21 protein-coding genes are annotated in these 21799 nt (G+C 58.7%); 5 read left to right on the top strand and 16 right to left on the bottom strand.

What is annotated here, in order from left to right; genetic code table 11:
- Positions 1-53 precede the first annotated feature (53 nt).
- From B7444_RS11800 to B7444_RS11755, 10 genes are all read right to left on the bottom strand, one after another.
- A complete protein-coding gene (locus tag B7444_RS11800) occupies positions 54-443 on the bottom strand; it encodes a helix-turn-helix domain-containing protein (RefSeq protein ID WP_029495686.1) in 390 nt (129 codons plus the stop codon).
- Positions 444-806: 363 nt separating this feature from the next.
- Complete coding sequence (locus B7444_RS11795; protein WP_007283667.1) at positions 807-1547, bottom strand: META domain-containing protein; 741 nt, start codon at positions 1545-1547, stop codon at positions 807-809.
- A gap of 14 nt (positions 1548-1561) precedes the next feature.
- Entirely contained in the window at positions 1562-2824 is a 1263-nt protein-coding gene (serS, locus tag B7444_RS11790) for a serine--tRNA ligase (protein WP_007283668.1), read from the bottom strand.
- A 14-nt stretch (positions 2825-2838) separates the two neighbouring features.
- Entirely contained in the window at positions 2839-3618 is a 780-nt protein-coding gene (tatC, locus tag B7444_RS11785) for a twin-arginine translocase subunit TatC (RefSeq protein ID WP_007283669.1), read from the bottom strand.
- Positions 3615-4205 carry a Sec-independent protein translocase protein TatB gene (gene tatB, locus B7444_RS11780; protein ID WP_007283670.1) on the bottom strand — a complete coding sequence of 197 codons (591 nt, stop codon included), beginning with the start codon at positions 4203-4205 and terminating at the stop codon, positions 3615-3617. The genes tatC and tatB overlap by 4 nt, the downstream gene beginning before the upstream one ends.
- 9 nt (positions 4206-4214) lie before the next feature.
- Entirely contained in the window at positions 4215-4820 is a 606-nt protein-coding gene (scpB, locus tag B7444_RS11775) for an SMC-Scp complex subunit ScpB (RefSeq protein ID WP_007283671.1), read from the bottom strand.
- Positions 4802-5560 (bottom strand): segregation and condensation protein A, encoded by a 759-nt coding sequence (locus B7444_RS11770; protein ID WP_007283672.1) that lies wholly within the window; start codon positions 5558-5560, stop codon positions 4802-4804. Before B7444_RS11770 ends, scpB begins: the two co-directional genes overlap by 19 nt.
- A 10-nt stretch (positions 5561-5570) precedes the next feature.
- Positions 5571-6683 (bottom strand): SPOR domain-containing protein, encoded by a 1113-nt coding sequence (locus B7444_RS11765; RefSeq protein WP_007283673.1) that lies wholly within the window; start codon positions 6681-6683, stop codon positions 5571-5573.
- Positions 6680-8488, bottom strand: coding sequence for an arginine--tRNA ligase (gene argS, locus B7444_RS11760; protein WP_035730019.1), 1809 nt, complete (start codon positions 8486-8488; stop codon positions 6680-6682). The genes B7444_RS11765 and argS overlap by 4 nt, the downstream gene beginning before the upstream one ends.
- Before the next feature lie 45 nt (positions 8489-8533).
- Positions 8534-9697, bottom strand: a complete 1164-nt coding sequence (locus B7444_RS11755) for a deoxyguanosinetriphosphate triphosphohydrolase (protein ID WP_035730018.1) — start codon at positions 9695-9697, stop codon at positions 8534-8536.
- A gap of 185 nt (positions 9698-9882) precedes the next feature.
- On the opposite strand from B7444_RS11755, the gene B7444_RS11750 reads away from it, so the two are divergent.
- Positions 9883-10227 (top strand): HesB/IscA family protein, encoded by a 345-nt coding sequence (locus B7444_RS11750; protein ID WP_035730015.1) that lies wholly within the window; start codon positions 9883-9885, stop codon positions 10225-10227.
- A 4-nt stretch (positions 10228-10231) separates the two neighbouring features.
- On the top strand, positions 10232-11002 hold the full coding sequence (locus B7444_RS11745) for an exodeoxyribonuclease III (RefSeq protein ID WP_007283677.1): 771 nt from the start codon (positions 10232-10234) through the stop codon (positions 11000-11002).
- A 35-nt stretch (positions 11003-11037) separates the two neighbouring features.
- Here B7444_RS11745 and B7444_RS11740 read toward each other — a convergent pair whose 3' ends face one another.
- From B7444_RS11740 to ftrA, 6 genes are all read right to left on the bottom strand, one after another.
- A complete protein-coding gene (locus tag B7444_RS11740) occupies positions 11038-11334 on the bottom strand; it encodes a YXWGXW repeat-containing protein (protein WP_007283678.1) in 297 nt (98 codons plus the stop codon).
- A gap of 423 nt (positions 11335-11757) precedes the next feature.
- Positions 11758-12447, bottom strand: a complete 690-nt coding sequence (locus tag B7444_RS11735) for a CPBP family intramembrane glutamic endopeptidase (RefSeq protein ID WP_252365384.1) — start codon at positions 12445-12447, stop codon at positions 11758-11760.
- A gap of 90 nt (positions 12448-12537) precedes the next feature.
- Positions 12538-14334, bottom strand: coding sequence for an aspartate--tRNA ligase (gene aspS / locus B7444_RS11730; protein ID WP_007283682.1), 1797 nt, complete (start codon positions 14332-14334; stop codon positions 12538-12540).
- An 81-nt stretch (positions 14335-14415) separates the two neighbouring features.
- Entirely contained in the window at positions 14416-15939 is a 1524-nt protein-coding gene (locus B7444_RS11725) for an FAD-dependent oxidoreductase (RefSeq protein WP_007283683.1), read from the bottom strand.
- 162 nt (positions 15940-16101) lie between these two features.
- Positions 16102-16842, bottom strand: coding sequence for a DUF2076 domain-containing protein (locus tag B7444_RS11720; protein WP_007283684.1), 741 nt, complete (start codon positions 16840-16842; stop codon positions 16102-16104).
- Between the two features lie 207 nt (positions 16843-17049).
- The gene (gene ftrA, locus B7444_RS11715) at positions 17050-18021 is read right to left on the bottom strand and encodes a transcriptional regulator FtrA (protein ID WP_007283685.1); all 972 of its coding nucleotides are present in this window, start codon (positions 18019-18021) and stop codon (positions 17050-17052) included.
- A 97-nt stretch (positions 18022-18118) separates the two neighbouring features.
- On the opposite strand from ftrA, the gene B7444_RS11710 reads away from it, so the two are divergent.
- The 3 genes from B7444_RS11710 to glyS all read left to right on the top strand — a co-directional run bounded on the left by B7444_RS11710 (position 18119) and on the right by glyS (position 21795).
- On the top strand, positions 18119-18733 hold the full coding sequence (locus B7444_RS11710; RefSeq protein WP_007283686.1) for a glutathione S-transferase family protein: 615 nt from the start codon (positions 18119-18121) through the stop codon (positions 18731-18733).
- Positions 18734-18869: 136 nt separating this feature from the next.
- Positions 18870-19748, top strand: a complete 879-nt coding sequence (locus B7444_RS11705; RefSeq protein ID WP_007283687.1) for a glycine--tRNA ligase subunit alpha — start codon at positions 18870-18872, stop codon at positions 19746-19748.
- A complete protein-coding gene (gene glyS, locus B7444_RS11700) occupies positions 19741-21795 on the top strand; it encodes a glycine--tRNA ligase subunit beta (protein WP_007283688.1) in 2055 nt (684 codons plus the stop codon). Before B7444_RS11705 ends, glyS begins: the two co-directional genes overlap by 8 nt.
- Positions 21796-21799 lie beyond the last annotated feature (4 nt).

Here is a 21799-nt window from a genome sequence, read left to right as displayed (position 1 = left end):
ATCGTAGGGGCTTATTGTTTTCCTGGAAGGGCAGATGTCCATGAAAGACTGTCTCAGCCTTCCGCTTCTTCCTCAGCCTGGCGAACCCGGCGCTCGATCCATTTCTGCGCCTGAAGTTTGATCAGCGGATTCAACTGTCGATACAAATTCAGAAACATGCTCTCATCCGGCGTCAGCGTTTCCTGAATTTCCTTGTAAGCCATCCCGGTCAACAGAACTTCAGCGTCTACCCCTAGAGCTTCAGCCAGTGCGCCAAGATGCTTGCCGACATGCCCGGACCGCCCGGTTTCCCAGAACGCCACGGCAGACCGCGAAATTCCCACCTTGTTGGCCAGTTGCTGTTGATTGAGACCAGCCATTTCTCTCAGCAGACGAATGCGCCGCCCCAGTTCCAGCCCCGGCGAAACCCGTGCCTTCACAGTGTCGTCCGTTACGTCACTCATTCTTATGTCCACCCTACGCCCAATATCTGCCCCAACCTGAATATCCTGCGGATAATGAACCCTGGACGTCACCAGATCCAAGCTCTGCCTCGGAAAATCTGGTTTTTTACCGGACAAGACCAGCGGCCTGATCTTATTTCGATAAACGCCACACCCGCGGATACTTCAGGCTCCATGCCCTCATTTCGAACACTGAGAAATGCGCTCCCAAGGCTAGAAGAATGAGGACAATGAAGGTGCTATCGTAAAAAGATGGGTATTTTGCAAATAATTTTTACTTCAACACGAAGTTGATAATAAACTGACAGATAATTTTATTTCAACATAAAGACATGCGGATATAATTCTTAATGTTCAGTTAATCTATTTCGGCGCTTCCACAGTACCGTCTGATCGAAGAACAATAACCCCCATCCCGCTCTCAGACTGCAAAATCAGGTTTCCCTTATTGTCTACGGACCAGGAACGCACCTCTCCCAATGCGTGCACAAACGCATTTTCGATTTCCATACCGGAACCGATACAAGCCATACGGGTCATTGCAAAAGGTTTGAACTCAAGAGCGTTACCTGTGATGACAGCCTGCCCCATTAATCTGTTGCATCCGCCGCTACCAAAGACATGGCCATCACGCCCAATAGTCAAATTGGGTGCCTGGGATAAATCAGGCACAGCCTGTCCTTTCAGAGACTGAACAACCCAGCTCCCATAAGGCGGTTCATTCGCAGATGCCGTAATCCGCGTCACCATGATATTCGGTTCACTTGGGGAGTGCGCCTCTTCAGTTGTGAAAAGGAGTTGGTCTCCAGCGCGGATCTCAGCGTGAAGACTATAACGCCTGCTGCTCTCCAATACCGGCACATGCAGAACGTAAGAAAGAGGGGGCATCCCCTGAATCTGTTGCCAACTTTCCGCCAGAACCTTGGCCGGAGCGTCGGCCAGAGAAACATCCTCCAGCCTGACGAGTAGAACAGCGCCGGCTGGAAGCGCCATTCTTTCACGGTATGTGACCGTTCCGCTGAGAGTTTTCAGAGCATCCGCGCGAGCAGTAAAAGTGAGAGCACTTCCAGCCAGAGCGAAAAGAGCGGAACGGCGTGTCATCATGTCAGAAATAATCCTCAGCCTATACGGGTCAGTCCACCCATATAGGAACGCAGGACTTCCGGAATGGTTATGCTGCCGTCTTCGTTCTGATACGTTTCCATGACCGCAATCAGGGTGCGACCGACAGCCAGACCGGAACCGTTCAGCGTATTCACGAAAGCCGGGCCAGTCTCGGAGCGATACCGCGCCTTCATGCGACGCGCCTGAAATGCGCGCGTATTGGAACAGGATGAAATCTCGCGCCAGGCCTGTTGTCCCGGAATCCACGCTTCCAGATCAAACGTCTTGGCCGCCCCAAAACCCGTATCGCCAGCACACAGCAGAATACGACGGAACGTGATGCCCAGGCGCTCCAGAATGGTCTCGGCCGCCTGCGTCATACGCTCATGTTCGATGTCGCTGTCTTCCGGTTTCACGATGGAAACGAGTTCGCACTTCGTGAATTGATGCTGACGCAGCATACCCCGCACATCGCGCCCAGCAGACCCGGCTTCGGAACGGAAACACTGGGAAAGTGCCGTCAGGCGGATCGGCAACGCATCGGCTGGCAGAATGTCGCCCATCACAGAGGCCGTCAGCGGAACTTCCGCCGTCGGGATCAGCCAACGGCCATCTTCCGTGCGGAAAGAGTCTTCCGCAAATTTCGGCAGCTTGTCCGTGCCATACATGGCATCGTCATTGACCAGCAGCGGAACACTGGTCTCGCTGTAACCAAACTCGGTCGTATGCGTATCCAGCATGAACTGACCCAATGCACGTTCCAGACGGGCCAAAGCGCCACGGAGAACGACGAAGCGTGTCCCGGACAGCTTGGCGGCCGTCGGGAAGTCCATCAGACCAAGAGCTTCACCCAGCTCGAAATGCTGCTTCGGCTCAAATGTAAATTCACGCTTCTCGCCACGATAATGAACAACGACGTTGTCATCCTCGCTCTTCCCATCAGGGACGGACGGGTCAAGCTGGTTCGGCAGGGACGCCAGAACATCATCGATGCGCTTTTCGATGATGGCCGCACGTTCTTCCAGACCCGCAATCCGGTCACGCAGTTCGACCGCCTGCGCTTCCAGAGCGGACGTATCTGCGCCAGTGCGCTTGCCCTGCCCGATCTCCTTGGCGAGCGTCTTGCGGGTGGCCTGAGCCTCCTGCAACGCTGCCAGAGCGGCGCGGCGCTCTTCATCTTCCGAGACGAGTTTTTGCCCCACAGGTGACAGGCCCCGACGCTCAAGAGCGGCGTCAAATGCGGCCGGATCGGCGCGCAGGGCTTTCAGGTCATGCATGGTTCAGGGCTCCGTCAGTCTTCTTCATCAGTCACGGGCTTCGGCTCAACCAGCCGCGCCACAAGAATGGATACCTCGTACAGCGCAACAAGCGGAATGGCGAGGCTCAGCATGGTAATGGCGTCAGGCGGGGCAATCACGGCTGCAACGGCGAAGGACGCTACCACCGCATAGCGGCGGAATTTCTTGAGCTGCGCCGTCCCAATCAGCCCGACACGGACCAGCAGCGTCAGGATTACCGGCAGTTCAAAACAGATCCCGAATGCGAGGATCATCTTCGTCACAAGCGTCAGATATTCCGACACCTTGGCCTGAAGCTCGATATCCATCCCGCCATTGCCGGATGTCTGGAACGACAGGAAGAACTTCCAGGCGAACGGGAAAACCACGTAGTAGGCCAGCGCGGCGCCGATGGTGAACATGACAGGCGTGGCAATAAGAAATGGCGCGAACGCTTTTTTCTCGCTGCGATACAAACCCGGCGCGATGAAGATCCACGCCTGAATGGCAATCATCGGAAAAGACAGGCACGTCGCCCCGAAGACTGCCACACGAATATAGGTAAAAAACGCCTCATACAGCGCGGTGTAGATCAGATGCGGCTGCTCGCCCTTCTGCCGCATGATGTCCCCCAGCGGGGCGGCAAGGAAGCGATAGATATCGCCCGCAAAATGATAACAGATGGCAAAAGCGATCACGAACGTCCCGATGGACCAGATCAGCCGGCGCCGTAGCTCAACGATATGGTCAAGCAGAGGCATCGGGGTGTCATTGATGGCATCCGAGTCCGTCACGCGTCTTTCTCCGTGCTTGAAATGGCAACGCGTCGGCCGTGATGAATTGCCATGACGGGCGGCAGAATGTCCGGGGCGCGCCAACGGGGGCGTTCGTGCATCAGGCGGCGCGCCGTCGCGGGCGGCAGGATGGAAGGCGCATCAACGATATCATCGTTCAACCCTTCCTCCGCCTGGTCCTGCATCATGGCGTTGTAAGGCTTGCTGTCCCCCCCACCGAAAGACGGCGGCGGCATCGGCGGAGGCGCCGCAACCTGCGGCAAATCATTGAGCGTGGACGGCCGGGGTGATGCGCCCGTTGTATCCAGTTCAAGGCTGCGCCGGATCGAATTGTCGCCATCTATGGCACGGGTCACACGATCCCGCAGATTGAAATTCTTCAGATCCCGAAGCTGGTCGCGCGTCTCGGACAGGTCTGCCTCACGCACCATATCGTCGATATGGGACTGAAACTCGCCCGCCATCCGTCGCATGGCCTTGATGCCGTTCGAAAGCGTGCGAATGGCGACCGGCAGGTCCTTCGGGCGAATGAAAATCATCGCCACGACGACAAACAGGGCTATTTCCGAGAAACTGAAGTCAAACATGCAACAATCCTAGCCCGTCCCGTCAGTCTCGCCTACGGGGGAAGGCGCTTCTGGTGCCGCTTCCGTCGGTGCCCTGTCCAGAAGGAAATCTTCCCGCTTGGGTAATGAGCCCAGATCGGGCAGACCGAAGCTTTCCAGAAAGGCAGGTGTCGTGCCCCACAGAACCGGGCGGCCAGGAACTTCCTTGCGCCCTTTCGGAGCAATCAGACTGTCTTCCAGCAGCGCATCCAGAATGGGCTGCCCCAGAGAGACACCACGAATGGCCTCGATCTCAGCCCGCGTACAAGGCTGGTGATACGCAATGATGGCGAGGGTCTCCATCGCACCCCGGCTCAGACGACGCGGCTTTTCGACAACCTTTGTCAGCGCCGAGGCATATTCCGGGCGCGTCCGGAACTGCCAGCCCCCTGCAGCCTCGACAAGTTCGATCGCATGGGTCGCATAACGCTCGGCCAACGCCGCCAGAACGTCCGATACCGTCAGATCCAGACCTTGATTCTTCAGAAGCTCCGCCATGACAGCCGACCGCACCGGTTCCGAATTGGCAAAAATCAGGGCTTCCAGAAGCAGGCAGCCGCGCTGCATCTCTTCAGACGTCACGAAACTGCCCGCCATTCAATTTCAGCAAAGGCTTCCGGCTGACGAAGCTCCACGTCACCGCCTTTCGCCATTTCCAACCCAGCCAGCAGCGTTCCTGCCAGAGCGGCATTCCGCCCATACGGCCCGGTTTCCGGATCATCCGCCAGATGTTCGGGCAGTAAGGACGTCAGAGTCTGCCAGTCCGTAACAGCATCCGTTCCCAGCATCCGCCGCAAACGTGCCAGAGCATCCTGCACGCTCCAGTAGCGACGGGTCCGCGGTGCATAAACGCGCTTGCGGTTCGTACGACGCCGGGCAGACAGATAGGCCGTAATCAGGGCCGACAGATCAACACGCAGGCCGGAACGATCAATTTCCGTATGATCTTCGCCTTCCCCACGACGAAAAACGTCGATGCCGAGACGAGGACGCTTCATGAGCCATGCAGCAGCCGCACGCATCCGCTCCAGCTCGATCAGTCGTTCCTGAAGCTGCTCGACCGCCTCTTCCGCATCTTCCCCACCACTCTCCGCAGGCAGAAGAAGCTTGGACTTCAGCCATGCCAGCCAGGCCGCCATGACGAGCCAGTCCGCCGCGAGTTCAAGACGCAAGGCGCGGGCTTCAGCCCGAGCCTGCTCGACCACGGACAGATACTGCTCGACAAGCTGAAGAATGGAAATCTTCGCGAGGTCCACTTTCTGGGCGCGGGCAAGTTCAAGAAGCAGATCAAGCGGCCCCTCAAACCCGTCCAGCGTCAGATGCAGAACCTCGCTCAAACCCGGTCTCTCAGAACTGGGCCGGAGTGCAGGCGATGGACTGCGCGTGCAGCTTTACGCAATACGCACGGGCCGCCTTCAGATCTTCAAAGCCACCAATCCGCAAACGCACGAACGTCTTGTCACCATGCGCGGTCTTTTCGAACAGCGGCGAATGACCGGCAAACAGAGCCGGGGCCTGATGACGCAGGGACTCCCATTCCTTGCGCGCCGCAGCTTCGCTGTCGAGCGCGGCAAGCTGGACTTCACGTGCTCCGCCCGTTTCGGCCTTTGTTGCAGCAGCCTTCTGGGCTGGAGCAACATTTTCAGGCTCCGGCACTGGTGGCGGAAGCGGTTTCTGCACAGGCTTGGCCGGAACGACTGGGGCAGCCTTGTGAACCGGCGCTTCTGGAGCTTTTGGCTTCGGAGCAGACGCCGGCTTCTCCGGAACAGGCTTTGCAGGTTCCGCGTCGTCCGCATCCTCTTCAGGTGCCGCAGTTTCCGCAGGCGTCTTGGAAGCATCAGGCGTAGCAGCCGTTGCTGGAACCGCAACGGGAGCCTTATCCGGGGAAGCAGGTGTCGCACCATCAGAAGGCTTGGCGTCCGGAGACTGGGCATCGGCCGTCACGGCAGGCTTGTCAGCCGGAGCTGCAGGCGCTCCGGGCTGGACACCATACTGACGCGCCAGAGCCTTGGCATCCGGTTGCTCGGGACCGGGAGCCAGATGCGCCTCGCCATTGCCTGTCAGATCAGTATCGCCGCTATCGCTGCCCATGATCTGCATGCCGCCCGGATCAGCCGGAACATCCTTCACGGGGCCCGGCGGCGGCCCAATGATGGGAATGCCACCATGATGACCGCCCATCAGGGACCAGCCACCTACGGCCAGAAGCAGCACGGCACCAATACCAACAGCCCCACCAACGAGCTTACGCGTTGCCGGATCGCTGCCCAACAGGGACGCTACGCCCCCTGCCCGCTCCGTATTCCCCGCAGCAGATGCCGGGCGGCGGCGCGGCGGCGCGTCTTCGTCATAGTCACTGCTCAGGCGCTCACGACCACCTCGCGGTGGCGGAGTGGCCGGGCCCGAACCGTAATCACCGGGGTCCCGGAAGTTCCGGTCGTCGTCGTTGTCAGGGGTCATCGCATTTCCTCCACCGGAACAACGCCAAGAATGGTCAGTGCGCAACGCAGCGTTCCGGCGATTGTGTAGACCAGAGCCAGCTTGGCCAGGCTCGTCTCACGGTCATTCTCATGCAGGAATCGCAGGGTCGTATCTTCACGCCCACGGTTCCACAGAGCATGGAAGTCCGACGCCAGATCAATGCAATACGTCGCGATACGGTGCGGCTCACGCGCAGCAGCAGCCGCTTCCACCGAACGCGGGAAGGACGCAATACGGTGCAGCACCGCCAGTTCCACATCCGAAGACAGACCGGAAAGATCGGCCTTCGCCAGAGCGTCAGGCGTCACGGCGTCAGCTCCGAACATCGTCTCGGCAGAACGCAGGACTGAACGGCAGCGGGCATGAGCGTACTGAACGTAGAACACCGGATTGTCGCGCGTCTGGGCTACGACAGCATCCAGATCGAACTCCATCTGCGCGTCGGCCTTGCGGGTCAGCATCGTGAAGCGCACAGCATCACGGCCCACTTCATCCAGCAGATCGCGCAACGTCACGAACGTGCCGGCACGCTTGGACATCTTCACCGGCTCACCATTCTTCACAACGCGAACGATCTGGCACATCACGACTTCAAAGCCGGTCTTGCCATCCGTCAGCGCAGAAATGGCCGCGCGCATCCGGGAGACGTAGCCGCCGTGATCCGCGCCAAGCACGTCAATCAGAACGTCTGAATTTTCTGCCTTCTGGGCATGGTAGCCAATGTCGTTGGCGAAATAGGTGTTCGTGCCGTCAGACTTGCGAAGCGCACGATCCTGATCGTCGCCAAAATCCGTGGAGCGGAACAGCGTCTGCGGGCGAGCTTCCCAGTCTTCCGGCATCTTGCCCTTCGGCGGCTCCAGAACACCTTCGTACAGCAGACCCTTGCTTTCGAGCCTGGCGATAGCGGCATCAACGCGTCCGCTGGCGAGAGTCTCAGCTTCGCTGGCAAACACTTCATGCGAAATGCCGAGGGCTTCAAGATCCATACGGATCGCCGCCATCATCTGCTCAAGCGCCTCACGACGGACGATCTCGAACCAGACAGAGGGATCAGCCGGGCTACCATCTTCGTTGGCAAGGGCGCGACCATGCTTCGCCGCAATGCTTTCACCGACCGGGATCAGGTAATCACCCTGATACTGAAGACCATTCGGCGTCAGAGGACTGAACGTCTCGGCATCAATCTGCGTGCCGATGGCCTGAAGGTAACGCCAGTATGTCGCCCATGTGAGGGCCACAACCTGCGTTCCGGCGTCGTTGATGTAATACTCGCGCGTAACACCAAAACCTGCCGCCTGAAGCAGATTGGCCAGCGCATCACCCACCACGGCGCCACGACAATGACCGACATGCATCGGGCCGGTCGGGTTGGCGGACACGTATTCAACATTGACGCGCGTGCCCTGCCCCATTGTGGAGCGACCATAAGCCTCGCCCGTTTCCAGAACAGCCTTGGCGATGCCCTGAAGCACATGCGGCTTGAGCGTCATGTTCACGAAGCCTGGTCCAGCGGCCTCGGCATGATCGACGTCCGGCAACTCGGCAAGCTTCAGAACCAGTTCGGCAGCGATATCGGCAGGCTTACGTTTCGCAGGCTTGGCAGCCAGCAGAGCGGCATTCGTGGCCATGTGCCCGTGGGACGGATCACGCGGCGGCGTCACTTCAACGCGCTGCACCACCTCTTCCGGCAGGCCGGGGACAACAGACCGCAGGGCCTCGCACACCTGGTCTCTGGTGCGGGCAAATAGGCAGTCAGTCGTATGGGCAGTGGGTGCAGCGGCCATTTTCAGTTCGAGTCCTGTAACCTGTAACGTCTTGAAGAGGCTCTATCAGCCCAGCACGGAGATGTCCGTCAACCGTCGATGTTCTTCCATCGCGAAACGATCGGTCATTCCGGCGATATAATTCGCCACCAGACGCCGCCGTTCCGTGTCATCCGCAGCCTTGGCGCGGTCCTTGAGCGGGTCTGGCAGAAGGCCCGGTTCTTCCGAAAGGATCGTGAAGATTTCGGCCAGTGCGATCTTGGCTTTCCGCGCCATGCGGTTGACGCGCCAGTGACGGTACATGCGCGCATAAAGAAATTTGCGGATCGCCTTGTTCTTTTCCCGCATTTCCGGACTGAACGCCACAACCGCATGATCGGCATGGCGGATATCATCCGCTGACTGCGGGTTGAGAGCCTCCAGATTCCGGCGCGTCTGCTCTGTCAGATCCGTCGCCAGCGCATTGATGACCACGCGGATGGTTTCATGACGGACACGCTGCGCCTGATCCATCGCTTCACGACCCGTGCGGCGTTCCATTTCGCGCGAGGCCCGGAGCGCATCACCCACGAGCGGCAGATCCTCAATATCTTCAAACGTCAGCAGCCCGGCCCGCAGCCCGTCATCCAGATCATGGCCGTGATAGGCAATATCATCCGACATGGCTGCAACCTGCGCCTCGGCAGAGGCATAACTGCTGAGATCCAGATGATGTCGCGCGTCATATTCGGCCAGATAAAGCGTTGGTCGCTTTACCGGACCATTATGCTTCGCCAGTCCCTCCAGCGTTTCCCATGTCAGGTTCAGGCCATCAAAAGCGTGATACCGCGTCTCCAGAGACGTCACGAGACGAAGGGACTGCGTATTGTGATCGAAGCCGCCCCAGTCCTGCATGGCCAGCGCAAGAGCGTCCTCCCCGGCATGACCAAACGGCGTGTGCCCCAGATCATGCGCCAGAGCCAGCGCTTCCGTCAGATCCTCATTCAGATCAAGACTACGGGCGATCGAACGGGCAATCTGGGCCACTTCGAGGGAATGCGTCAGACGAGTACGAAAGAAATCGCCTTCATGGTTGATGAAAACCTGCGTCTTGTACTGTAGTGTGCGAAAACCGGCGGAGTGCAGGACGCGGTCCCTGTCTCTCTGCCAGGGAGAGCGAACCGGGCTTTCCACCTCGGGATAAAGCCGGCCACGGCTCCCTTTTTCCTGAACCGCATAGATGGCAGCCATCAACACACTCCCCTGATGACCCGCAGGCACGGAACGCACGCTGTTCGTCGGATCACAGGTGTCATTCTACGACAGGCTTGTATCAACGCAACTCTACCCCTTTGCCCTTGGGGGTGGTCAGGCCATATAATCAGGACCAGAACCGTCCTGCCTTGCAGCAGTGCTTCAGAAACCAGGAACGAGCCATGTCCGACACACCCACCTTCACCATGTCTGCCAGCGCTGCTGCGCGGATCCTGGAAATCATCTCCGCCCAGCCGGAACCTGAAGGTCTGGCTCTGCGGGTTGCCGTGCTGGCCGGTGGCTGCAACGGCTTCCAGTACCAGTTCAAGCTGGATCGCACGAAGAATGAGGATGACGTTCTGATCGAACGCGATGGTGCCACCGTGTACGTGGACGAAACCAGCCTCGACCTTCTGGAAGGCGCGGAACTGGAATTTGTCGACAAACTGATGGGTGCGCATTTCACGGTCACGAACCCTAATGCCGCATCAGCCTGCGGCTGCGGTACAAGCTTCTCGCTGGCCTGAGCGCATGTCTTTTACTTTCGCAAGCTGGAACATCAATTCCATCCGCGCCCGCGCCCATCTCGTTCAGGACTGGCTGGAACGCCACCCGGAATGCGATCTGCTCTGCCTTCAGGAAATCAAATGCGAGGACAGCCAGTTCCCGGCTGTTTTCCATGAGGCTGGCCTGCACGTCGCCACGACCGGCCAAAAAGCTTATAATGGTGTTGCCTTGATTGGCCGTCGTCCGTTTGAAGTGACGACCCATCACCTTCCCGGTTTTGAAGACCCGACCGCCCGCTATATTGAAGCAGACATGGATGGGCTCACGATTGGCAATCTGTATCTGCCAAACGGAAATTCAGGCGGTGAAGACGGTTACGCCAAGAAAATGGCGTTCTTTGATGCCCTCGCCAACCGGGCAAAGACATTTCTCGAAAGCGAAAAATCCTTCGCCTTCATCGGCGACTACAACGTCTGCCCGACGGACGAAGACCTTGCGCCCGGTGCCCTTTCCCCGACCGACGCACTGGTACGCCCCGAGACACGGGCCGCGTTCAACCGCCTGCAATGGCTTGGCCTGACAGACGCCCTGCGCGCCGTCCAGCCTACCGGGCGCCACTACACGTTCTGGGATTATCAGGCCGCAGCCTTCCAGCGGAACTCGGGTCTGCGCATCGACCACGCCCTGCTGTCCCCGCGCGTTGCCGAGCGTCTTGTGTCTTTCACAATTGATCGGGATGAACGGGCTGCTGAAAAAACATCCGACCATGTTCCAGTGCTCGTCACCCTTCGCTGAAAAAAGGCCGCTCGATCGTAGCGGCCTTCCAGCGTCTATCGAGGGTAAAACGGGGCGGGCTGCGGCCGAACAGGCCGAATACGGACCATGTGCCCCGGAATCCAGCGATAGCCGTTCCCGACCCACTGCCAGTGCCCCCGCTCCCAACGCATGCCATACCTGTAAGGTGGCACGGGTTCCCGACGCGGATGAGGCGGCGGAGGTGGCATCTGACGGTATGGCCCCTCATAAGGCACAAACTGGGCATGTGCCGTCCCACTGACGGGCGGCAATGCCATGATGGCCGCAAAAAACGCAGAAACCGCGAGCAAGCCCGACAGATATTTCAGCATAGCGTCTTACTCCTTTCACGAGCGGTATGAAGACGCAGACTGTGCGGACCTCACAAGGCGGTGATCGGGCGGCTCTGTGGCAAAAAAAAGTTTCCGTGCTGCGCTCTGTAACACGCCCCGGTTCAGACGGTCAGATCAGGACCTGAAGACATGATTGGGCAATCTCGGTGACAAAATCTGCCATGGCACGCACCTTGGCCCTCATCATCCGTCCCGCAGGAAAAAGAAGCCAGAACTCCACAGGGACCAGTCCGGCAGGCAACGCTGCACCTCTCCCGAGATCAGGTCAGGGGCGAACATCCAGTCTGCCGCAAGGGTCAGCGGTCAGGAGAGTATCGGCTCTCCCTGAAACCTTGCTCTTAGCGATACGGGGCGTTCTTCATGTTCAATATAGACATTATGGAATCATAAGATTTCCATTGATCACGAATGCCATGCAGCACCCGTGTAGAAAAACCGCCCTAATCCCACCGTGAAAATGAGACATCCATAAAGGCTGTGTTCAAAACAGGTCAGGGTGAGCGAGCGATGCCGACTGTAATCGCTGGCAAATAGAGCTCCCCCCACGAGCGTCATGCCCACGGCAATCCAGTTCAGAAACAGAATATGCGCAAAACCGAATGCCACGGCACTGGCCCCGATCGTCACTGGTGCAAGACGGAAAAGAGAGTCGTACCGGGAAAACAGGAACGCCCGATACAGAACTTCCTGCGGCCAGACGGAAAGAATGGGATAAAGTACCATGACAAGCAGCCAGAACAGGGGCCTTTGTTTCGGCAGGCTCAGAAATACATCCGGCCAGACCCACCATGTCAGCAGTATAATCAGCGGAGCGAGTACGGCAAAGCGCAGCGAAATTCTGCGCACTTCTCCCGAGAAATCCTGAACCTCTGACTTCTGATGCCTGAGAGACAGGAAAGCCAGTAGCGCCGCAATCCAGAGCAGACCAAATAACAGCCCGGCCCGACGAACGAACAGAATAAGCAACGGACCACCGCCGTGAAGCGTCAGGAACTCAGCACCCAGATACAGGCGTCTTCCAAGAGGGACGGTCGGGCGAACCGGCATAGACAACACACCTTCCGAATTTGAACCGGAGGGGCAGACTATCATGATGTTCTTGCGTTTTTCGGAGAGCAGACAAAAGAAAAGCCGGTACCCCTTCAGGAGTACCGGCTTCTTCAGACGTCAGGCCAGAATACGTTACTTCGTGACGGCTGGCTTTGGCTTCGGCAGATCCAGCGCCAGATGCAGTTCCTTCAGACGCGCAGGCTCAACCGGGGCCGGAGCTTCCATCATCAGGTCTTCGCCGCTCTGGTTCAGCGGGAAAAGAATGACCTCACGGATGTTCGGCTCATCAGCCAGCAGCATCACGATACGGTCCACACCCGGAGCGGCACCACCATGCGGCGGAGCGCCGTAACGGAAGGCGTTCAGCATGCCACCGAAGCGCTCTTCTACAACTTCCGGGCCATATCCTGCGATCTCGAAGGCGCGCAGCATAACTTCCGGCAGATGGTTCCGGATTGCGCCGGAGGACAGCTCCACGCCGTTGCAGACGATGTCGTACTGGTAGGCGTTGATCGTCAGCGGGTCCTGCGTGTTCAGCGCTTCCAGACCACCCTGCGGCATGGAGAACGGATTGTGGGAGAAGTCCACCTTGCCCGTCTCTTCGTTGAGCTCAAACATCGGGAAGTCCACAACCCAGCAGAACCGGAAAGCGTTCTTCTCGATCAGATCCAGCTCCGTTGCCACCTTGGTGCGGACAACGCCGGAGAACTTGGCAACTTCGTCACCCTTGCCGGCAGCAAAGAACACGGCATCGCCAGCCTTCAGGCCACAGATCTCACGGATGCTCTCGACGCGCTCAGCTTCAAGGTTCTTGGCAATCGGGCCCTTGCCGCCTTCTGTCTCAAAGATGATGTAGCCCAGACCGCCTGCGCCGCTTTCACGAGCCCAGGTGTTCAGCTTGTCAAAGAAACCGCGCGGACGATCGCCTGCACCCGGTGCCGGAATTGCACGGATCTGACCACCGGAAGCCGCAATCTTGGCGAACAGACCGAAACCGGAATCCCGGAAGGCGTCCGTCACGTCCCTGATGATCAGCGGGTTACGCAGATCCGGCTTGTCGGAGCCATAATCGCGCATGGCATCAGCATAGGGAATACGCGGGAATGCGCCGTCCGTGATCTTCCAGCCTTCCGGCGTGAATTCGTTGAAGACGCCAGCCAGAACCGGCTCCAGAACCGTGAAGACATCTTCCTGCGTGACGAAGGACATCTCGAAGTCGAGCTGATAGAACTCGCCCGGGCTACGGTCAGCGCGGGAAGCTTCATCGCGGAAGCACGGAGCAATCTGGAAGTAGCGGTCAAAACCCGCCACCATCGCAAGCTGCTTGAACTGCTGCGGGGCCTGCGGAAGCGCATAGAACTTGCCCGGATGCAGACGTGCCGGCACGAGAAAGTCACGCGCGCCTTCCGGGGAAGACGCCGTCAGGATCGGAGTCTGGAATTCCGTAAAGCCCTGCTCGATCATCCGCTGGCGCAGACTGGTAATGACCCGGCTGCGCAGCATGATGTTCTGGTGCATCTTCTCGCGACGGAGGTCGATGTAACGGTATTTCAGGCGCAGTTCTTCAGGATAGTTCTCCTGACCCGCCACCTGAAACGGTAGAACAGCCGCGTTGGAACGGACTTCCAGCTCTTCAGCAAGAACTTCGATGTCACCCGTCGGCAGGTTCGGGTTCCGTTGGGAACCCTGACGAACCACAACCTTGCCGGTCACAGTGATGACGCTCTCGACACGAAGGCGCTCGGCCTTTTCCAGCAGGTCCGTGCCAGCCGGGATAACAACCTGCGTAACGCCATAATGGTCACGCAGATCGATGAACAGCAGGCCACCATGGTCGCGCTTGCTGTGCACCCAGCCAGACAGGCGGACGGTCTGTCCAGCGTCCTGCTCACGCAGGGCACTACAGTCATGGGTGCGGTATGGATGCATGTCGGGCCTCTTCAACGTCCTGGCGGATAAGTGGGCGCAGGAAGCCGGGACGGCCCGCTCATGTCAAGCTTCGTGCGCGGTTCAGACCTTTTCCTGCACAAATCCTTCAAAATCGACGGCGGCTCTGGCCATGTCATACGCGTGACCCGCCCCGGCCACCGCAACCGGCTTTCCGTCCTTGAGATATGTTGCAAGGAAGCTGAAGCCCTTGATATCCCCCTCAAGGCTGACGTTGTCGAAGCTCTCCCCCCAGCCGAGCAGTTCGATCTTCTTGCCGAACTGTTGGGTCCAGAACCAGGGCGTCGGTAAATGGGTGGTCTCATGTCCCATCATGGTGAGAGCCGCAATGCGCCCCTGTACCTGAGCATGACGCCAGTGCTCGATTCGCCTTGGCTTACCATCACGAAGGATCGCCGAAGCATCGCCAGCCGCATAAACGCCGGGCGCTGCACGCATCAGGTGATCGACGACAATTGCGCCATCTTCATCCCGATCCAGACCATCAATATAATCCGTTACCGGCGTCACACCCACGCCCGCCAGAACGAAAGACGCCGGCAGCCTCATGCCGTCTTCCAGTTCAACACCTTCAGCTTTTTTATCGCCGTAAATTTTCGCGACCTTCACGTCTGATATAAACGCCACACCATTTTCTTCGTGCAACTGCCGCAAACGCGTTCCGACTTCCCGACCGAAATGCTTTTCCATCGGCACATCCGTATCGGCGATGATCGTTACCCCTACCCCGCGCTGACGTAAGCAGGACGCCACTTCCAGACCGATGAATCCACCTCCGATGATGGTAACGGCCTGATCGGGATCAATCACACGGGCAATCTCTTCCGCATCCTTCTCCCGGTGAAGCGTGAAGACCCGCTTCAGATCAGCTCCGGGAATTCCCAAGGACCGGGAACGGCTACCCGTTGCAATGAGAACATGGTCGGCCGTCAAAGTGGTGCCATCAGAGAGCATCGCCGTCTTCGTTGCCGGATTGAAAGACTGGATCGTGGCATGTTTCACGCGGATCCGGTTCTGACCATAAAAGGACTCACTTCGCAGAGAGGGCGCATGTGCTTTCTCAGGCTCACTCAGCAAAACCGTCTTGCTCAGCGCCGTGCGGTCATAGGGGCGATGTTTCTCCTCCGTGACCATCGTAATCTTGCCGGAAAACCCTTCCTGCCGAAGTGTCACGGCCGCCATGATACCGGCTGCACCTGCCCCCAGAATCAGAACGCTCTCGTCTTCCTGCCGGGAAGCAGGAGCGTCCCGTTTCATCGGTTCCGCGCCCACCAGAACGCGGCCGTCAACGATTTCCACGGGGTAACGCGGCAACGGCTCAAGTGCGAGCGGCTCGACAAGGCTCCCATCCACAGCATCGAAAACGGCCTTGTGCCAGGGGCAGACCAGCACGCTGCCTTTTTCAGTCCGGCAGAATGCCCCCTGCTCCATCGGCGCTTCCTTGTGCGGACATTTGCCACCCAGCGCATGAACGTCTTCCCCATCCTTCACCAGCACAACGGATGTTCCATTGATGGAAAAAGACGTGATCTGCCCATCCTCAAGATCCTTGAAGGCTACCAGGTCGCGGAAGTCATGGGTGCTCATCGGGAAACCCTTGAAAATTGAAATATCCGGGGAAACGGAAAATCACGTTACAAAAACCAACGCATCATACGCGTTCTGGCGAGCAAACAACAAAAAACCCGCCGGACGACACCAGACGGGCTTTCTGAAAATCTTCAGTATCAGGCGAAGCGGGGCAGCCTGTCAGAACATATCGTCATCGCCACCGAAGTCTCCGCCACCGCCGAAGTCAGAGTCGGAAAAGCCGCCACCTGCGTCCGTTCCAGCTCCACCAAACGGGTCGGACCCGGCATCACCATAGTTGTTATTGATGATGGTCTCTCCACCGCCAAAACCGCCAGCATCCCCACCAGAATGATGATCGCTGAACAGGCCTTCGAGAGCGTTAGCCGCCATCATGCCACCGGCAACGCCTGCAGCCGTCGTCAGCGCGGAACCCAGGAAGCCCGTTCCGCCACGCTGGAACATGCCCGGCTGATATCCCGGCGGGTAACCATACTGCTGCTGAGGCTGATAGTTCGGCGGCGGCATGGCACCAGCCTGTGCGCCCCATCCTGGAGGCGGGGGCGAGGCCTGCTGACGGTTCCCACCGCCGAACAAACCACCGAACAGACCGCCACCGCTACCGGACGAGCGGTTCTGCTGCGCCTGCTGAAGCTGCTGTTGAGCCTGCTGGAGTTGGAATTCAAGCTGGCGAATACGGTTCTGCGCCTGAGCCAGAGCGGCTTCCTGCACAACGGCCATCTGCGTCACGCGATAGCGGGCTTCCGGATATTTCTGGAAGTTATCGGCAATGAAGCGGTCAGCCTCCGGGTCAATCGGGGGGAGAGCCGGCATCTGCTGCTGGCTGAAGCCACTCCCCTGCTGCGCTCCGCCGACGCGGGCGATGAAGCGGGAGATGACTTCGCGTTCTTCGTTGTTCATCGTCTCTGATCCTTCCAGACGAAGAAGTTACGTTCCCTCATCATATGAGGCACCGATGCTCAATCGACAAGGGATCGACCTGCTGCCCGTCAGGTGCGCCTCAAAATTCAGATTATCGGAAGCTGACGGTTCAAGGGGCTGAGCAACAGGCGTCTCGTACCGTCAAACACCGTGTCTGATCTTTGGTTTCATGGCTGCCTTCAGTCTTCAGCCCGCCGCATCAAACCGTCTGCGATATTCACTCGCCGCGAGCCCACTCAAATGTCGAAACTGCTTTCGAAAACCAGCTTCTGACCGAAAGCCGCTCAGACGGGCGATTTCCGCAATGGGGTTACGCGTCGTTTCCAGCAGTTCCCGGGCAAGAGCGATTCGCTCATTCAGCAACCATGCCAGCGGCGTCACTCCTGTTGCTTCGCGGATGTGGCGATGCAATCCACGCGCACTCATCCCCGCTTCCAATGCCATCCGTTCAACCGGCCAATCCTCATCCAGTCTGGTGCGAACCACATCGAACAGCGTCCCCAGACGACGGCCAGGCCGTTTTGCCACCGGTCGGGGAACAAACTGCGCCTGCCCTCCATCGCGATGCGCTGGGATGACCAGCCTGCGCGCCACCTGATTGGCGATTTTGGCCCCGAAATCCTGCCGCACGACATGCAGACAGAGATCCAGCCCCGCAGCACTTCCGGCGGACGTCAGCAGGCCTTCGTCTTCCGTGTAAAGCACATCCGGCTGCACGAGAATGTTCGGATATTTCCGGGCCAGATGCTCCGTATGGTGCCAGTGGGTCGTGGCGCGACGACCATCAAGCAGACCTGTGGCCGCAAGAACAAATACGCCTGAACAGATCGAAACGAGACGAGCCCCCCGTGCATGTGCCCGCCGCAAGGCAAGCAACAGTCCCTCCGGAACAATCGTATCCACACCCCGCCAGCCGGGAACAACAATCGTGTCCGCCTGATCCAGAAGCGACAGATCACCATCTGGCATGACGCTCAGTCGCGGTCCCGCGCGAAGGGGTCCCTCTTCCAGACCCGCTACGACACAGCGGTACCAGTACGCACCGACTTCCGGTCGATTCAGGCCAAAGACCTCTATGGCGCAGCCAAATTCGAAGGCACAAAGCCCATCATAAGCGAGAATGGCGACAAGAGGACATGCAGGCACAGGCAACAGCATTCTGGCAGGATCGGATCGGAAATGACCGTTCCTGACACTTACATCAGGCGCTCTGCAGCGAGAAGATAACGGCTCCATTTTCAACGGAGCAGCCCCAATGAAACTGATCGGAAAGCTGGACTCACCTTACGTCCGGCGCGTCGCCATCTCCCTGACACTGATGGATATCCCGTTCGAGCACCTTTCTCTTTCCGTGTTTCGGGATAAGGCCGCGTTTGCCGACATCAACCCCATGCTGAAAGCCCCGACCGTCGTGACGCAGGACGGGACAGTTCTCATGGACTCAACACTCATCCTCGATCATCTCGGACATGGATTACCCTCTGAGAAGCGCCTCATGCCGGAAGACCAAAGTGAGCGGACAGGCGCGCTTTACATATTGGGGTTGGCTCTCGCGGCCGCAGATAAGTCAGTTCAACTTGTTTATGAAACAAAACTTCGCCCGATAGAGAGCCAATATGCTCCTTGGGTGGAACGCGTTACCGCACAAGCCCGCATTGCCTTCGCCGAGCTTGAGAAAAGCTACGCCGTGCTGGAGGGCAAATGGCTGCTTGGCACACTCTCGCAGGCCGACATAACGACTGCGATTGCCTGGACGTTCGCGCAAAATGAAATCTCGGACGTCATTCGTGCACCAGAGTATCCGGCCCTTGTGCGCCTTGCCGCTCAGGCGGAAGAGCTTCCTGCGTTCCGAAAGTGGCAACCGGAATAGAAACTGGTTCGGCATCATTCGACAGGGCCAGAAGAGATTTTCCGAAGAACTGTCCGTCCGTTTGCCCCGCTCACTTCCGGTTATGGACCTCAGGCTGTAAGGTAGCGGCCAATTTTGCCAACCGGAGCCTATCGAATTGTCTGCGACCCGGCCGCTCAGCTTTCAGGACCTGATCCTGCGCCTTCATCAATTCTGGTCTGAAAAGGGCTGCGCTATCCTGCAGCCCTATGACACAGAAGTCGGAGCCGGAACGCTCTCCCCTCATACGACCCTGCGCGCCCTGGGCTCAAAGCCATGGGCTGCGGCCTATGTGCAGCCCTGCCGGCGCCCGTCCGACGGTCGTTACGGTGAGAACCCGAACCGCCTCCAGCACTATTATCAGTATCAGGTCCTGCTGAAGCCAACACCGGAAGAGAGCCAGAACCTGCTTCTGGAGAGCTATCGCGCCATCGGGATTGATCCCGAAAAGCACGATATCCGATTCGTGGAAGACGACTGGGAAAACCCGACGATTGGCGCCTGGGGTCTGGGTTGGGAAGTCTGGTGTGATGGCATGGAAGTCACGCAGTTCACCTATTTCCAGCAGGTTGGCGGTATCCCGACCGTCATGCCTTCCACCGAACTGACTTACGGTTTGGAACGGCTGGCCATGTATGTTCAGGGCGTCGAGAACGTTTACGACCTGGACTTCAACGGCAAGGGCCTGAAGTATGGGGACGTGTTCCTGCGGGCAGAGCGTGACTATTCCCGTCACAACTTCGAACTGGCCGATACACAGATGCTGCTCACGCATTTCAACAATGCGGAAAAAGAGTCCATCCGTTTGGCGGAAGCTGGCGTCGCACAGCCTGCGTTCGATCAGTGCCTGAAGGCTTCCCATTATTTCAATCTTCTGGATGCCCGCGGCGTGATTTCCGTCTCTGAACGCGCATCCTATATCGGACGCGTCCGGACGCTGGCGAAAGCCTCCTGTGAAGCGTGGCTTGCTGGCGAGGAGGAGACGTCCAATGGCTGAACTGTTGCTTGAACTGTTCTGCGAGGAAATCCCGGCCGGCATGCAGCCCAAGGCTGCCAGCGAACTCGGTGCCCTTCTGACCAAGGCCCTCGATGGTCTTAACCCGTCCAATGTTCAGCCGTTCTACGGCACCCGCCGCATCGCGACCGTCCTGAATGTTGATGCAGAAATCCCAGCCCGTACCGTCTCCGAGCGTGGACCGCGTGAGGGCGCACCGGTAAAGGCCCTTGAAGGCTTTACCCGCAAGCATGGCGTAACAGCTGATGAACTCACGCTGGAAAATGGCTTCTGGGTTCTCAACAAGCAGCTCGATCCCGTGAGCGCAGAAAGCCGCATCGCCGAAGCTGTGCCGGACCTTCTGTGGAAATTCCCCTGGGCCAAGTCCATGCGCTGGGGTGCTGGCTCAAACTTCTCATGGGTGCGCCCGCTCCGTCGCATTACCTGCCTTCTTGACGGCAAAGTCGTTCCCTTCTCGCTTGCCCGCGATGGCGACGATGCCCACGGCCTGAAGTCCTCCAACCTGTCCGAAGGCCATCGCTTTCTGTCGCCCGGCGGATTTGAAGTCCGTTCGGCAGATCACTGGCTGGAAGAGCTGGAAACACGCTCCGTCATCGTGGACGCGGACAAGCGCCGCGACATGATCCGTACCGGCGTTCACCGTCTGGCTGAACAGCAGGGCATTACGGTTGTGGAAGACGAAGGACTGGTCGATGAAGTCGCCGGTCTGGTCGAATATCCGGTTCCGCTGCTGGGCCGTATCGACGATGCTTTCATGGATCTGCCCGCCGAAGTCATGCAGGTCTCAATGCGCATCAATCAGCGCTACTTCGCTCTGCGCAATGCAGACGGCAAAGCCGCGCCGTTCTTCGCCTTCGTCGCCAACCTGCCGTTCAAGGATGGCGGCAAGCTGACGATCGCCGGAAACGAGCGCGTTCTACGTGCCCGTTTCGCCGATGCCCGCCACTTCTGGGATCTGGATCGCAAGACAAAGCTCGCAGACCGCGTGGCCGCTCTCGATGCCGTGACGTTCCATGCCAAGCTGGGAACGCAGGGCGAGCGCGCCAAGCGGATTTCCGATCTTGCAGGGACTGTCGCTGCGGCGATGGGCTTGAGCGCAGAGCAGATCGAACAGGCAAAGCGCGCAGGCCTGCTCTCCAAAGCCGATCTGACGACCGGCATGGTCGGCGAATTCCCGGAACTTCAAGGCGTCATGGGCGGCTATTACGCAGCACATGATGGCGAAGGCGACGCTGTTTCGAAGGCTGTAGCCGAGCATTACATGCCGCGCGGCCAGTCCGACGATACGGCAAAGGCCCCTGTCTCCGTTGCCGTGGCCCTTGCGGACCGTTTGGATCTGCTCGCTGGCTTCTTCGCCATTGGCGAGACGCCAACCGGCTCGGGCGATCCGTACGGCTTGCGCCGCGCTGCACTAGGCGTGATCCGCACCATTCGTGACAACGGCCTGCGCCTGGACCTGACGGACCTCTTTTCCAAGGCCGCAAATGGTCGCACCGGCGGGGAACTCGCCAAACTGCCGGACTTCATGGCAGACCGTCTGCGCGTTCAGCTTCGCAGCGAAGGCGAACGCCATGACGTTCTGGCCGCTACACTGGCAGGCGGTCTGGATGGCGATCTTGTGCGTCTTCTGGCCCGCACTTCGGCGCTGTCTGACATGATCCAGACGGAAGACGGCAAGAATCTTCTCGCCGCAGCCAAGCGCGCCGCCAACATTCTACGCATCGAAGACAAGAAGGACGGTCCTCACAAAGGAACGCCGGATGCGTCTCTCTACGCACAGGATGAAGAGCGCGCTCTGGCAGACGGCCTGAACAGCGCTGTGCCTGCAATCGAGACGGCCCTGAAAGACGAGCGTTTCACCGATGCGATGCAGGCGATTGCAGCCCTGCGCCCGACATTGGACCGCTTCTTCGATGCTGTTACCGTCAACGCCCCGGAAGCCGACATTCGCGCCAACCGTCTGAAGCTTCTGGCGACTTTCCGCACGACCACAGCCCTGATCGCCGATTTCGGTCAGATCGAGGGCTAAGCCT

Source organism: Gluconobacter thailandicus F149-1 = NBRC 100600 (genome assembly GCF_000964465.1).
GTDB lineage: Bacteria > Pseudomonadota > Alphaproteobacteria > Acetobacterales > Acetobacteraceae > Gluconobacter > Gluconobacter thailandicus.
Note: the sequence above shows the minus strand (reverse complement) of the source record. Positions and strands in the feature narration are given on the sequence as shown.

Bases quoted from the DNA above. Each gene is read 5' to 3' on its own strand.
- scpB (WP_007283671.1), bottom strand. From the start codon at position 4,820: ATGGCGGGCAGTTTCGTGACGTCTGAAGAGATGCAGCGCGGCTGCCTG.
- B7444_RS11795 (WP_007283667.1), bottom strand. From the start codon at position 1,547: ATGATGACACGCCGTTCCGCTCTTTTCGCTCTGGCTGGAAGTGCTCTC.
- B7444_RS11800 (WP_029495686.1), bottom strand. From the start codon at position 443: ATGAGTGACGTAACGGACGACACTGTGAAGGCACGGGTTTCGCCGGGG.
- glyS (WP_007283688.1), top strand. From the start codon at position 19,741: ATGGCTGAACTGTTGCTTGAACTGTTCTGCGAGGAAATCCCGGCCGGC.
- aspS (WP_007283682.1), bottom strand. From the start codon at position 14,334: ATGCATCCATACCGCACCCATGACTGTAGTGCCCTGCGTGAGCAGGAC.
- argS (WP_035730019.1), bottom strand. From the start codon at position 8,488: ATGGCCGCTGCACCCACTGCCCATACGACTGACTGCCTATTTGCCCGC.
- B7444_RS11750 (WP_035730015.1), top strand. From the start codon at position 9,883: ATGTCCGACACACCCACCTTCACCATGTCTGCCAGCGCTGCTGCGCGG.
- ftrA (WP_007283685.1), bottom strand. From the start codon at position 18,021: ATGCTGTTGCCTGTGCCTGCATGTCCTCTTGTCGCCATTCTCGCTTAT.
- B7444_RS11755 (WP_035730018.1), bottom strand. From the start codon at position 9,697: ATGGCTGCCATCTATGCGGTTCAGGAAAAAGGGAGCCGTGGCCGGCTT.
- B7444_RS11720 (WP_007283684.1), bottom strand. From the start codon at position 16,842: ATGAACAACGAAGAACGCGAAGTCATCTCCCGCTTCATCGCCCGCGTC.
- B7444_RS11765 (WP_007283673.1), bottom strand. From the start codon at position 6,683: ATGACCCCTGACAACGACGACGACCGGAACTTCCGGGACCCCGGTGAT.
- serS (WP_007283668.1), bottom strand. From the start codon at position 2,824: ATGCATGACCTGAAAGCCCTGCGCGCCGATCCGGCCGCATTTGACGCC.
- B7444_RS11740 (WP_007283678.1), bottom strand. From the start codon at position 11,334: ATGCTGAAATATCTGTCGGGCTTGCTCGCGGTTTCTGCGTTTTTTGCG.
- tatB (WP_007283670.1), bottom strand. From the start codon at position 4,205: ATGTTTGACTTCAGTTTCTCGGAAATAGCCCTGTTTGTCGTCGTGGCG.
- B7444_RS11735 (WP_252365384.1), bottom strand. From the start codon at position 12,447: ATGATAGTCTGCCCCTCCGGTTCAAATTCGGAAGGTGTGTTGTCTATG.
- B7444_RS11710 (WP_007283686.1), top strand. From the start codon at position 18,119: ATGAAACTGATCGGAAAGCTGGACTCACCTTACGTCCGGCGCGTCGCC.
- B7444_RS11745 (WP_007283677.1), top strand. From the start codon at position 10,232: ATGTCTTTTACTTTCGCAAGCTGGAACATCAATTCCATCCGCGCCCGC.
- B7444_RS11725 (WP_007283683.1), bottom strand. From the start codon at position 15,939: ATGAGCACCCATGACTTCCGCGACCTGGTAGCCTTCAAGGATCTTGAG.